The organism is Streptococcus suis, assembly GCA_002831545.1.
GTDB lineage: Bacteria > Bacillota > Bacilli > Lactobacillales > Streptococcaceae > Streptococcus > Streptococcus suis_P.
On the sequence record CP025095.1, the window covers coordinates 1,932,783 to 1,945,754 of the forward strand.

General features: G+C 43.0%; 15 protein-coding genes. 2 read left to right on the top strand and 13 right to left on the bottom strand.

Annotated features, from left to right (window positions below; all coding sequences use genetic code 11):
- Positions 1–5: 5 nt before the first annotated feature.
- Positions 6–1,841, bottom strand: a complete 1,836-nt coding sequence (locus CWM22_09365; protein AUC92088.1) for a dipeptidase — start codon at positions 1,839–1,841, stop codon at positions 6–8.
- A gap of 88 nt (positions 1,842–1,929) precedes the next feature.
- Positions 1,930–2,790: a tellurite resistance methyltransferase TehB gene (locus CWM22_09370; GenBank protein ID AUC92089.1), complete on the bottom strand. Its 861-nt coding sequence runs from the start codon at positions 2,788–2,790 to the stop codon at positions 1,930–1,932.
- A 153-nt stretch (positions 2,791–2,943) separates the two neighbouring features.
- On the opposite strand from CWM22_09370, the gene CWM22_09375 reads away from it, so the two are divergent.
- The gene (locus CWM22_09375) at positions 2,944–3,987 is read left to right on the top strand and encodes a Zn-dependent alcohol dehydrogenase (GenBank protein AUC92090.1); all 1,044 of its coding nucleotides are present in this window, start codon (positions 2,944–2,946) and stop codon (positions 3,985–3,987) included.
- A 177-nt stretch (positions 3,988–4,164) separates the two neighbouring features.
- On the opposite strand, the gene CWM22_09380 is transcribed toward CWM22_09375, so the two are convergent.
- From CWM22_09380 to rnr, 6 genes are all read right to left on the bottom strand, one after another.
- The gene (locus CWM22_09380; GenBank protein AUC92091.1) at positions 4,165–4,614 is read right to left on the bottom strand and encodes a type II toxin-antitoxin system HicB family antitoxin; all 450 of its coding nucleotides are present in this window, start codon (positions 4,612–4,614) and stop codon (positions 4,165–4,167) included.
- 37 nt (positions 4,615–4,651) lie between these two features.
- A complete protein-coding gene (locus CWM22_09385) occupies positions 4,652–4,861 on the bottom strand; it encodes a type II toxin-antitoxin system HicA family toxin (protein ID AUC92876.1) in 210 nt (69 codons plus the stop codon).
- Positions 4,862–4,998: 137 nt separating this feature from the next.
- The gene (locus CWM22_09390; protein AUC92092.1) at positions 4,999–5,565 is read right to left on the bottom strand and encodes a hypothetical protein; all 567 of its coding nucleotides are present in this window, start codon (positions 5,563–5,565) and stop codon (positions 4,999–5,001) included.
- A 13-nt stretch (positions 5,566–5,578) separates the two neighbouring features.
- Entirely contained in the window at positions 5,579–5,809 is a 231-nt protein-coding gene (locus CWM22_09395; GenBank protein AUC92093.1) for a hypothetical protein, read from the bottom strand.
- A 534-nt stretch (positions 5,810–6,343) separates the two neighbouring features.
- Positions 6,344–6,811, bottom strand: a complete 468-nt coding sequence (locus CWM22_09400; protein ID AUC92094.1) for an SsrA-binding protein SmpB — start codon at positions 6,809–6,811, stop codon at positions 6,344–6,346.
- 2 nt (positions 6,812–6,813) lie between these two features.
- Positions 6,814–9,183, bottom strand: a complete 2,370-nt coding sequence (gene rnr, locus CWM22_09405; protein AUC92095.1) for a ribonuclease R — start codon at positions 9,181–9,183, stop codon at positions 6,814–6,816.
- Positions 9,184–9,197: 14 nt separating this feature from the next.
- Between rnr and CWM22_09410 the strand changes: the two genes are divergently transcribed.
- A complete protein-coding gene (locus tag CWM22_09410) occupies positions 9,198–9,380 on the top strand; it encodes a hypothetical protein (GenBank protein AUC92096.1) in 183 nt (60 codons plus the stop codon).
- A 395-nt stretch (positions 9,381–9,775) separates the two neighbouring features.
- On the opposite strand, the gene CWM22_09415 is transcribed toward CWM22_09410, so the two are convergent.
- Genes CWM22_09415 through CWM22_09435 form a run of 5 tightly spaced genes read right to left on the bottom strand, consistent with a single transcriptional unit; the run spans position 9,776 to position 12,819 of the window.
- Complete coding sequence (locus tag CWM22_09415) at positions 9,776–10,009, bottom strand: preprotein translocase subunit SecG (GenBank protein ID AUC92097.1); 234 nt, start codon at positions 10,007–10,009, stop codon at positions 9,776–9,778.
- 46 nt (positions 10,010–10,055) lie between these two features.
- Entirely contained in the window at positions 10,056–10,205 is a 150-nt protein-coding gene (gene rpmG / locus CWM22_09420; protein ID AUC92098.1) for a 50S ribosomal protein L33, read from the bottom strand.
- On the bottom strand, positions 10,205–11,410 hold the full coding sequence (locus tag CWM22_09425) for an MFS transporter (protein AUC92099.1): 1,206 nt from the start codon (positions 11,408–11,410) through the stop codon (positions 10,205–10,207). Before CWM22_09425 ends, rpmG begins: the two co-directional genes overlap by 1 nt.
- Positions 11,397–11,999 (bottom strand): dephospho-CoA kinase, encoded by a 603-nt coding sequence (locus CWM22_09430; protein ID AUC92100.1) that lies wholly within the window; start codon positions 11,997–11,999, stop codon positions 11,397–11,399. Before CWM22_09430 ends, CWM22_09425 begins: the two co-directional genes overlap by 14 nt.
- Positions 11,992–12,819: a DNA-formamidopyrimidine glycosylase gene (locus CWM22_09435; GenBank protein ID AUC92101.1), complete on the bottom strand. Its 828-nt coding sequence runs from the start codon at positions 12,817–12,819 to the stop codon at positions 11,992–11,994. The genes CWM22_09430 and CWM22_09435 overlap by 8 nt, the downstream gene beginning before the upstream one ends.
- Between the last annotated feature and the right edge of the window lie 153 nt (positions 12,820–12,972).

The window sequence follows — 12,972 nt, forward strand, 5'->3', positions numbered from 1 at the left end:
TTCATTTATTCTTTACTGGATTTTTTTCGATGAAGAAAAATTGCTGTTAAAATTCCTGCAACACCTAGCGCCACCAACAAGAGGCTGACTTGCTCACCTGTACTAGGAAGACTTGATTTACCTTTTTTATTGGTAGGTGTTACTTTCTTATCTGAAGACACTACTGTTCCGCTGGAGGAGGAAGTATCCGTAGCTCCTCCTGTATCAGAAGCACTTGTAGACTGACTTGTACTGCTTGAAGTACTGGTTGAGGTTTCGGTACCACTTGATGATGGTTCAGTACTGCTTGATGAGTCGGTGCTGCTGGATGACGGAGGTGTTGCTGCTTCAATTTTTGCCATCATTTCAGCTTCAACAGCTTTTAGTTGGGCAAAAATCTCTGCTGAACGAGCCAAGGTTTCCTCGGTTACAGTTGGAGCCAGGGCTACAGCTGCATCTTCTGAAAGTTCAGCATATTGAGCATCAAGAGTTGCCTGTACAGCAATCCAGTCATTTTCAAGGGCTATCCATTTTTCTTGAATCGATGTACCAAATAACTCTGGGTGTGAGATGGCCATCTTATCAATATTTTGTACCGTCCAGTACCATGAATTCGTATCATAAGAAGCTGAGCGATTTTTAAAGGCTTCATAAGTATCAGTCACAATACCATAGAATGGAACATACGGTGTATTCCTTGTCTGAGCCAAGCCCAACCACACTGTACCACCGAAGGCTGATGGTAAGCTACTATTGATCTGATAAACATGGGCATCGATGACGTTTTCATTACCAAGAGCGTATTTATAAGTCGCATCTACCACTTGGTCATTCGCACCATTATCCCCTTGTTTTACCTTGCCTGCTTCATCGTCTGGACGAAATTCTGGAAGATGTTCAAAACGGTTACGTTGTAAGGCAAAGGTATCTTGTAAACTAAAGCGACGACTTGGATCTGTTGGCTGACGTAGCAAATCATACACAGCATCTTCATAGGTTACAGACGATGCTGGATCCATCAATTTAATACCTGCATACACACGGGAACGGTCTGCTTCAGCATAAGTTGCAGGACCATATGATTTAGCAATATGGAACTGTCCATCGACTGTCACATAATTATCCGCTTGTTTGGCTACTTCTTCAACCTTTGCAGAAGCAATCACATTTTCTGTATCGGTAAAATCAACATGACCTAGATAGTAAGTATTTGCAAAAATTGCATACTTATCTTCAGGGAACTTGATGGCTACGTATTGGTGTCCTGACAAGATTTCCATGTACCAAACTTCATTTTTGTCAGCAATAATAACAATATTCCCTTCTGCTGAGCCTTTTTCATCGATTGTCTTTGCAATCAACTCAACACCTTCACGCGCACTAGTGACCCTAGGAAGAACATAATCAATCAAAATTGGTTCTCCCAGCCCTCCAGCTTCAACTAGAGGATCAACTGCTAAGACTTTAGCATTTGGAATAGCTGTTACAGTAGCAGTCATGGATACGCCTTTTTCATTAAAACCATGCGCCCCATAATTACCATTTGAACCATCCCCACGCGCCGCATCAGGCGTAGAGGTGTACTTGAACTCATTTGCCAAGTGTGGTGCTGTAAAACCAAATGTTTCATCCACCAACATATCTCCCTCAGCATAGCTTGCTGCTGGAACCACAATATAATTTTTATTGTGCGCTCCATTATCTGGTGGATAGGGATAATCTTCCGTTCTACCATAAAGGATAGAACCATCCGTTGTCAACCCTTTCCCAATGATAAAGCCTGAGCAGGCCTGAACAAGTTGAGCAGGGAATAGGCAAACCAACATTAGAAATGTGGCTATACGAACAAAAGTCTTTTTCATAGACTTCTCCTTTCATATAATAAAATACCCATTTGCACATATATTGTATCGCAAAAGCACCTGCCTTGCAAGTGCTTCTAGATATATTTTACACATTTTTTCTAGCCAACATGGTCGCAAACCGCATCTTAAGGAAATTGCCATTTTCATCCCGCTTATGGAGTTGACCAAAATCTTCATTGTATTTGACCAGTTCCCAGTCACGGTAGTATTCCTTCAACTCACCTGCTCCAAAAGTAAAGGAGAAATTCATAGGACAGGGCGCATCTTCCGTATCCATAGCCGCCACAATCAAGTTATAGCCACCAGGTCGTGTCTGCTCCTGCATATTGCGGATAATGGCTGGCACCCGATCCCGCTCCAAGAACATAAAGACCACTGTTGAGATAATCCAGTCGTAATCCTGCTCCAGACTAGCTGAGTTAATATCGTAAGTCCCAGCCTGCAAGTCCAAGTCCTCCACTTCCTTGACCTGCAAGAGTGTCTGGATGCTGGGCACATGTTTATCAACTGCCGTCACCTCAAATCCCTGCTGAGCCAAGTAGAGACTGTTCCTGCCATGACCACAGCCCAGGTCCAAGACCTTACAAGGTTTGATAGTATGTAAGGCCTCCAAGACTTCCGAATGCGTCCGAGTATAGTCATACTTTTTGGCAAAATAGTCTTCTGGTTGACAGAAAAATTCCAAGAAAAACTCCGTATCCTCTGTCAACAGGGTCACCCGATGCCAAGCCTGTGGCTCCACAAAAGGAATATCGTCTGTCGGACCATAAACATATTCTCCCAAAATCTCATTATCATCTGAAATGGGCTCAAATTTGAGCTGGCCTTTCAAGACCTTGATTTTGGCCCAAGTACCCACCTTGGTATTGTGCTTGGTCAAAAAATGCTGGGGAACCGTATCCTGATTCCAAATGGGCATCCGTTTGTAAGGAACTAAAACCGTCATTATCTCTCCTTTTCTTTCCAATACACTTAGCCTATCATAAAGAAAATTGGAATTCAAACCTATTTTTTACTTGACTTGGAGTGAACTCTAAGGTGTATAATAGTTCATATCAATCAGAAAGGATATTTACTAACAAGTAAATGTGTGATAAATATGAAAGCAGCTATTTATGAAAAAGCCGGTAAGATGACCGTTGCAGAAATCGAAAAACCAAGTCTTCAAGCCAAGGATGATGTCATTATCAAGGTCGTGCGGGCCTGCGTCTGTGGGTCAGACCTTTGGGGCTACGGTGAAGATATTCACCATGACCACGGTGACACCAACTCTGGTCATGAAGCCATCGGTATCGTTGAAGAGGTAGGCGAAGACATTACAACACTAGTTCCTGGTGACTTTGTGATTGTTCCATTTACACATGGTTGCGGACACTGTGATGCCTGTCGCGCTGGCTTTGACGGTACTTGTGACAACCATCCAGGCTACACCAACTGGGGCAACAACTACCAGTCTCAATACATTCGTTTCCACTACGGCAACTGGGCCTTGGTCAAAATTCCTGGCCAACCGAGCGACTACTCAGAAGGCATGATTAAATCACTTCTAACATTGGCAGATGTTATGCCTACAGGCTACCACGCAGCCCGCGTAGCAGATGTCAAACCTGGTGACAAGGTTGTTGTCATCGGTGATGGTGCAGTGGGTCAATGTGCCGTCATTGCTGCAAAAATGCGCGGAGCTTCTCAGATTATCATGATGAGCCGTCACGCGGACCGTCAGCAAATGGCTTTGGAATCAGGTGCTACTGCCATCGTAGCAGAACGGGGCGAAGAAGGCATTGCTAAAGTTCGTGAAATTCTTGGTGGAGGCGCTGATGCTGCCCTAGAATGTGTTGGTACAGAAGCCTCCATTGACCAAGCACTCGGTGTCCTTCACAATGGTGGTCGTATCGGTTTTGTCGGTGTGCCACACTACAACAACCACGCCCTTGGCTCAACCTTTGCACAAAATATCATTATCGGTGGTGGCTCTGCTTCTGTCACAACCTATGATAAGGAAATTTTGCTCGATGCTGTTCTCAAAGGCGACATCAACCCAGGTCGTGTTTTCACCCAAACTTACAGCCTAGACAATATTGACCAAGCCTACAAAGACATGGCCAACCGTAAAACGATTAAAGCAATGGTGACGGTGGATTAAGAAAGACGGTGGATTAAGAAAATAGAACAAAACCCCAGAAGTTCATTACATAAACTTCTGGGGTTTCGTATAATTTATAGAAAGATAAAAACGGAACCATCCCACTCATTAGAACTACTAATACTCAACGGGAGTAGAAAGGTCCAGTTTCAACATTTGCAATAACAGAAGCAAGTGTTAAGCATGAATTTTTTTATCTGCAATTGCATCCGTGAGGGTCTGTGAGAAATTCAATCCTAGTTCACGTCCTAGAGTGTCTGCCCAGCGTGGGATAGTGAGTGTTTTCTTTACTGGCTCTTGACTGCCCAAATACTTTGCAACGTCCACCATCACCATGGAGATAAAAGACTTGCTAGAATCGTAAACCATCTCAAAATCCTCATTACGGAAAGGGTTATTATCTACTAATGACAAAGTGTTTATAGAAGACGGGGTAGGAATGTCTCTTCCATTCTCGATATAATCAGCTAAGTTCATGCCTAACCAATCGCTAGCCATTGCCATAGCGTCCGCCATATCCTCGCCTTGAGTTGCTGAATGCTCAAAATCAGGGAAAGTTACAAAGTAAGGGGCGTTAGCTCCGTCTGTATCATCAAAATAAAATAAAGCTGGATAAGTGACAAGCATAGTTTACCTCCAAAAGAAAACAAGCGGTAGGCTGTTGTTATAACAGCCCTGCTTGCTTTTTGATACCCCTTTCGGTGTATTTGTTTATTTCACCGTGGGGAATGGTTATAGGTCGCTCGCCTGCTTTTTCAAGTTTCACGTGTGACCCCTTACCGCCTTTGGTTTTTGTCCAACCATGGGCGGTAAGTAGCTTAACCATTTCTTTTTGTGTCATAGGCATAGCGCTTTTACCTCCTGACAAGATTATTATATCATACGTATTACACGTATTCAACTATAAAGAATCAGAAAATGTCTGAAATTTGTGACTGATACTCAATGAAAATCAAAATAAAAAAAGACAGTTCAGTAAACAAACTGAACTGTTCCATATTTTAAGACACATTATTTCCAAGTTCTTAATTCTGTCCATCCAATCGCATTACTAATAGTATAAGTCTTTCCAGCGTTGACATACTTATTCGTACCTAGATATCTCACCTTAAGATCGTACTCATTCAAATTATAATTAGCTTTTACAATAATATGTCCATAAGTGTATGGAGGTACATTATGAGAAACCCCTAAACTAACAGTAACCCCATGTCCAGTATTTGGGTCAGCAAAACTATAAGAAACTGGAGGGGTAAGAGTTGCTCCAGCCTCACCACCATAAGCATTAATTGATATTGCTCCACTAGTATAAGTTTTTGGAATAGACCTTACAAATACTCTCTTAGTATCAGCAACACCATTTGACCTTGTTTGGTATTTAGAATTACTAGCTAAAAAATCATCTCGATATTCCTCTGAATAAAATTCATATAGAATTCCATTTTCATTATCTACTATTACTAAATCAGAAATCACCTCATAATTTGACAAAAGAGTAGTTTCTGCATGAGAGACCATAGGTGAACACAAACATAGTATACTGAACAAAAATAAAATAATAAACTTTCTTTTACTCATGATGTTCTCCTTATTATTTTTTAAAACTTTTGCAAAATAATATAGCTCCTATTAAAAAACTTAAGGTTTCTACAGGTTTCCAAAATAATTGATATATATAAAGTGTGATTGTATTCCAAATATCACCACGTGTCTCAATCCAAGTTGGTTTTATCATAAAATTTAAGTATCCAAAACACATTAAAATTATGCCACATAAAAATAATGTATCCGAACTTCTTTTATTATTCATATAAACCACCATCCTTATTTTTCATATAATAATAAACAGTCTAGTCATCAGAAATATAGTTTCCTACGTTATTTTACCTCCTAGCCTGATGCCATATTATTTATATACTTTATATTATTAATATAACATATAAAGTTTATAATGTAAAGTTATTATAAGTTTATTTCTAAAAATAGCAGATTATGATCATACGAGCTGACAGAAAACAAACATTTAATAAATAGATAAATAATACGATTTTTATTAACAATCTTTTTTCTTTGTTTTATAATCAAACTGTGAGGTAACCCCAACAGAAGGAGGAGAAATAGTATGAAAGCATTATTAAATTGGTTGTTTAAAGGCTATTAAAAAATTAGGAATTAAATGACAAAAATTTAAAAAATTTTACTTTTTAACACTAAAAATAAAATGAACCTAGAATAGACTTCCTATAATAAAAACGAATACAGTAGTTCTTTTCTAAGACATGAACTATTGTATTCGTTTTTATAAATCTTATCCATTCAGTAGATTGGACAATAAATATCCATTCTTACACCAAACTCATCTTGCATTAATCGCCTTCATAGTCCGCTTAATATCCCGGTCTTGCTCACGGCGTTTGATGGATTCCCGCTTGTCGTAGTCGTGCTTCCCTTTGGCAAGTCCAATCAAAACCTTGGCAAAGCCGTCCTTGATATAGACCTTGAGGGGCACAAGAGTCATCCCTGTCCCCTTAACCTCATTGCCCAGAGACTCAATTTGTTTCTTCCGCAAGAGCAACTTGCGGGTTCGCGTTGGCTCCTGGTTCCAGATATTGCCCTCATCGTAGGGAGCGATATGGACATTGACCAACCAAGCCTCGCCCTGCTTGATTTGGGCAAAGCCGTCCTTAAGGTTGATCCGCCCCGCACGAATGGACTTAATCTCCGTCCCCGTCAGGACCATCCCCGCCTCCACTGTATCAACAATGGTATAGTCGTGGCGGGCTTTTTTATTCTGCGCAATCACGTTGCCCTCACCCTTGGCCATGCCTATCTCCTTTTCTTCTTGTTCTTTTTAGCTACTTCTTTGTAAAATGGTTTCTTTTTCTTGTCTTTTTTACCACTTTTTGACTTGTGGTCTTTCCCAGACTTGTGATGTTTGCTGTCGCGACCAGCAGCTTCTTGCTTGTGGTGCTTGCCCCGTCCTCGCCCTGACCGATCATCACGGTCACGGTTGGAGTGACTAGCAGTTCTCCGTTTGGCTTTCAGAGCTTTTTCCACAATATCCAGCTCGGACGGCACGTGGGCAAAATCAATCTCCCCTGTCATCTTGTCTGCCCGCGTTAGCTTGATACGGATTGGCTGACCAACACGGAAGACTCGACCTGATTTCTCACCCTGCAAGGTCAGAGTCCGCTCGTGGAACTGGTAGTATTCGTTGAGGTTGGTGATATGAATCAGACCTTCAACCGTATTTGGCAACTCTACAAAGAGACCAAACTTAACTACGCTAGACACGACACCGTCAAACTCTTGCCCGACAAATTCTTGCATGAACTCTGCCTTCTTCATGGCTTCGACTTCCCGCTCTGCCTCAATGGCACGGCGTTCTAAACTGGACGAAGACTTGGCAAGTTCAGGAATAACCTGCTCAAAATGCTCTGCTTTTTCCGCAGGATTGTGACCATATTCCCGTACCATACGGTGAACCAGCAGGTCGGGATAGCGGCGGATAGGACTGGTGAAGTGGGTGTAGAACTCCGCACCCAGTCCATAGTGGCCGTGGTTATGCTCCGAGTAGCGTGCCTGCTGCATAGAACGCAGCAACATCATGTTGAGGACATCCGCATAGGGTTCATCCTTGACTCGCTCCATGAGGTCCTGAAGGGCGTCCTGGCTGATAGAGCTGGCTGTACCATATACCGTCAGACCAAAGCTGGTCGCATAGTCGATGAACTTCTGCAACTTGTCTGACTTAGGCTCCTCGTGGATCCGATAGATGAAAGGCAGATCCAGCTTGGCAAAATGCTCGGCAACGCACTCATTGGCCGCCAACATGAAGGACTCAATCATTCGCTCGGCAATGCCCCGCTGACGTAGTTGAATATCGACTGGTAGACCATCCTTGTTGACGATGATTTTGGCTTCTGTCGTGTCAAAGTTGAGAGCACCGCGTTTGTAGCGCATGGTTTCCAATGTTTCATGGAGTTTAACCATGAGCTCAACACTTGGTACGATAGCCTTGTATGTAGCAAGCTTTTCCTGATTGCCTGCAATCATGTCATTGACATCGGAATAGGTCATACGGAAGGTGGTTTTGATAACCGTCTGGCCAATCCAGTGCTTGACTACCTTGCCCTTGCGATCAATTTCCATAATAGCCGACTGGGTTAGACGGTCCACATTTGGATTAAGGGAACAAATACCGTTTGACAGGCGTTCTGGCAGCATTGGCACCACACGGTCGGTCACATAGACAGAAGTCCCACGCTTGACAGCTTCCTGGTCCAAGGCAGAGCCTTCCGTCACATAGTAGCTGACATCAGCGATATGGACACCCAACTCCAGATTGCCGTTCTTGAGTTGCTTGATATGGACCGCATCGTCCAAGTCCTTGGCATCCGCACCGTCAATGGTGAAGATGATTTCATTCCGCAGGTCCAAGCGTCCTTCAAAGTCCTTCTCAGACGGACTTTCTGGTACTCGATTAGCCTCCGCCAAAACTTCATCAGGGAATTCCGACACGATGTCCATGGACTCCAAGACTTCCAAGACATCGATTCCCACATCGTCCTTGTGACCCACCACGTCCCGAATGGTCGCAACAAAGTGGTCCCGTTTCTTATTGGGATAAGCCTCGATATCAACCTTGAGGATTTCTGTTCCGGTCAATACCAGAGGTGACTTCTTGATGTAAATCTTCTGAGCGATTTTCTGGTTTTTAGACTTGATGTAGCCTGCATATTCTGGCTTGTCTTCGTCAAAAACAATCAAGCCCACCGCTGTTTTTAGGCTATGTTCTAAAATATCAATGACTTCCGCTTCCGCAGCGGTTCCCTTGAGCCTATCCGCCACTTTCTTAATGGCCACTTCCACTCGGTCGCCCTCGATAGCGAAGTTGACATCGTCACGGCTGACAAAGAGATCATCTTCCTCTTCATCAATGGTCACAAAACCAAAGCCTGACTTGTGGGCACGAAAAATCCCCTGTAAGGTTACCTTGTTTTTGGATACTTTGGGTGCTGGCAGAGCGATTCGACCCGCACTGTCAAAGACAAGTTGACGACTGCCTTCCATGCTGGAAACCAGTTTGACCAAGTCAGTAAAGCTCTTGGCAGAGCTAGCTCCAAACTGGTCTGCCAGCTGGTCCATGGTCACAGGACCAACTTCTTTAATATAGTTAATAATATCGTTTTTCATTTATACTTACCAAAGTGCAGAATAAAAACCTAGCACTATTTCTCTTTCAGTCCTTTAGTTTATCTTTTATTACTGCGACGTACGAGGAAACTCCGTTTCCCTATTTCCAACTTCAAATAATTTCATCATTATTTGAACTCGCTTTGTCGTACTTTGCAGAAGTGACTTGCGAGGCAAGTCTTATCTCCAACCTATAACAGCCTTTAGGCGGTTATAGCAACCTGCAGCTCGTTGCCTAGTACTAAAAGCAAACTAAAAGACTGTATTTTGCGTTATATCCAGACGCAGTGGTTGATTGCTCCAACAATCAAATGATTGTTGGAGGTGGGAGATAGGATTTGCAAAGCAAATCTCAATAGTTCGCGTATAACGCTCCGAACCATACCTATTCAACTTATGCGGGGGTGGGCAGACGAACTCTTTATATAGTCATTTGAATTATCTTTGATACATCGTCACTTTCGCCTTGCCATACTTTAGTATAGCCTGCGCCTCAGTTCCTTGTCTGAAAGCTAATTCATTCGACTATACTTGTCGAGTTCTGGCCCACTCCCAAAAAAATAGACCAAGAACAAGTCCCAGTCTGATTTATCTACTTACTTGAAATGATAACAAGTGCCAGCGCATCCAGCATCCAAAGAAAAACAAGAATAGCTGTAATGCGTTGCATCACCGCTTCAAAACCACGGGCCTTTGTACGTTCAAATAAGGCTCCACTAGAAGAGTCAAAGACGTTGCTAGACTGGTTTTTAGCCGGTTGAATAAAAATCACTACAATCAAAATAACAGATAAAATCAACAGAATTGCTAATAATGCTTGATACATATTTTTTTCACTTTCTACAATAACTTATGACATTATACCATAAAACCTACTTAGTTTCAAGGTGGAGGGTTACTTTTCTCTCTTTTGGGCAGTATTTAAGGACTTCAATCTTATCTGGATGAGTCTTGGCGTTTTTGCTAGTCAAGTAGTTCTTACTACCACATTCTGAACATTGTAAATTGATTTTAACTCTCACTAAACATCCCTTACTTTCAAATAGTTTCTAAAATTGGTCAAAGACCAGATAAGGTTAAAGAGGACAAGTCCACTCGACAGATAGAAAACCCAGTCATAACCCATGTGAGCAGCTACCGCAGACCCCATCATGGGACCAACAACCGAACCTAGATTATTAAAGAGTTGGTTGTAGGAAAATATCCTTGAAATCCCTTCTTTTGGGGTCAACTTGGTCAAAAGAGAATTGACCGAAGGCAACAATGCTCCTGTCCCAAAACCATACATGAATCGCAACAAACCAAGCTGGAAAGGATTTTCTGCAAAAACACAGAAAACATTAATCAACAGACTGTAAGTCAAAGCAATTAATAGAAGTCGATGATTGCCAATACGATCACCAATTTTCCCTAAATAACCTGATGTCACTAGCGATGCCATACCAGGCAAGGAAATGATAAAACCAGCAACAAATAACAGATTATCTGTCTGTCCCAAATGCCGCACATAGAGGGTCAATATAGGAACGACGGCCTGAGCAGCTGCAATAATAATCATAGAAGTCACAAAAAGCCCAACCAGCATCTGCCGATCTTTCACCTGCTCAAATACCTCTTTAACCGACATTTCTTCGCCTTTTTTGATTGGAACAAAATCCTCTCGAATATAGAAAACGGTCAGTAACACAACGATAGCATAAAGAAGTCCCACCAGCAAAAATACCGTATGTACACCAAACATCTCTGCTAAGATACCACCCAGGGTCGGACCAATCAAATTACCCGCTACCGCACCTGTTGACAATGTACCCAGAGCATACCCCGTCTTATCCTTTGGAACCTGACTGGCAATCAAGGCAGTCGCATTGGGAATGTATCCTGTAAATACCCCATTCAGGACACGTAAGGCAAGCAACCAAAAAACATTTGGTACAAAGGCCATACCACCCATAGTAAAAATCATCGCAAAAGCAGCCCGCACCATCATGGGCTTGCGACCGTAACGGTCCGCCAAACTCCCCCAAATAGGTGCCATCAAGGCTGCCGCAAGGGCATTAACAGATACCGCAAGCCCCGCATAATATTCTACCTGTCCAGGTCCCACTCCCAACTCTTCTACAAAGACCGAGATAAAGGGCATAACCAAGGTAAAACTCGTCCCTGTTAGGAAATTTCCCAACCAAGCCACCTTCAAATTCTGCTTCCAATAACTACTACCGTCGTCCATCCTTTAATTCCTCCAAAAGTTGCGCAACCTGTGCTAAGGTCGCCTCAACCGCTCCGCTATTGTCAATCACCACCTGGGCTTGCGACCGTTTTTCCTCTAAAGAAAGCTGAGCAGCCAGACGATTTTCCGCATCTTGAACAGCTAAGCCATTACGTTTCATAAGCCGTTCCAACTGCTGCGCTCTATCGACATAAACCAGCCAGACTTCATCTACTTCCCCGCTATAATCTGCCTCGTAAAGCAAAGGAATATCCATAAAAATTACATCCTCAGTCTGCTTGAGAGCATCCCTTCTTGCCAGCAATTCATGTCTGATAATTTGGTCCTGCAGGTCAGACAGGCGAGCCCGCAGATTGCTATCCGCAAAAACAGCCTGACCCAGCTTAGCCCTATCTAAATTTCCATCTGCCGACAAGATGTCTTGACCAAACTCTTTCAGCAAAACCTGATAGAGCTCGCCTCCTTTGGCCTGTAATTCGTGAACAACCGCATCCGCATCGATGACTGGATAGCCCTGTTCTCGCAAAAAAGCTGTGACCGTTGATTTTCCAGAGGCGATACCGCCTGTTAAACCGATAATTTTAGCCATTTTTCACCTGACACTTGGGACAGAAATGCGTCCCTCGACCACCAAGCTGGATTTTGACAATCTCTGTCTGGCAACGGGGACAGGACTGCCCTGTCTTTCCGTAAACTTGTAAATAATCCTGCATAGTCCCATCCATGCCCAAGGCATTTTTGTAGGTCCGAATGGTTGATCCACCTTTTTCGATTCCCAGTTGTAGAACTGCTATGGTGGCTTGACGGAGGTCTGCCACCTGCTCAGCCGATAGCTGATTACTTGCTTGAGCAGGATGAACTTGTGCCTTGAATAAGACCTCATCGACATAAATATTTCCCAAACCAGCCACCAAAGACTGGTCCAAAAGATGCGACTTAATGGGCTTTTTCGACTTAGCTAACTTGAGTGCAAATTCTTCTAGGACAAAATCTTCCTCCGTCGGCTCAGGACCAATTTTTCGACTGATAAAATAGGCACCCACATCTGCCTTGCCCAGCAGTTCCATTGTGCCAAACTTGCGGACATCCTGATAAACCAAGGTCGAGCCATCTGAAAAAGTAAAAAAGGCATGGAAATGTTTGTTGGCAGGCACCTGGTCAGGAAAGAAATTGTACTTACCTTCCATCCGCAAATGAGAAATGAGGACATGGTCTGTCAGGTAAATCAAGAGATACTTGCCACGACGGTCCACATCTAAAATCTCCTGACCAATCAAGTCTTGGCAGAAGGCATCCACACCTGTCTTAATCATGGGAGCATAGGTTACCTTGACCTTTTCGATGACCTTTCCCTTTACCAACCGATTCAAACCACGACGAACCGTCTCAACCTCAGGCAATTCGGGCATACTAAGATACTAAGCCGTTAAGCGACTCAAAGAAAAATAGAAACCTGACCGACGGTGCTTCAGCACCTAGGTCACGGTTGTGATTTTCACAGAGGCCTAGGCGTGTTCAATTCCATCACCTAACCGGCTTTCCTTTCTAAATAATGATTACAA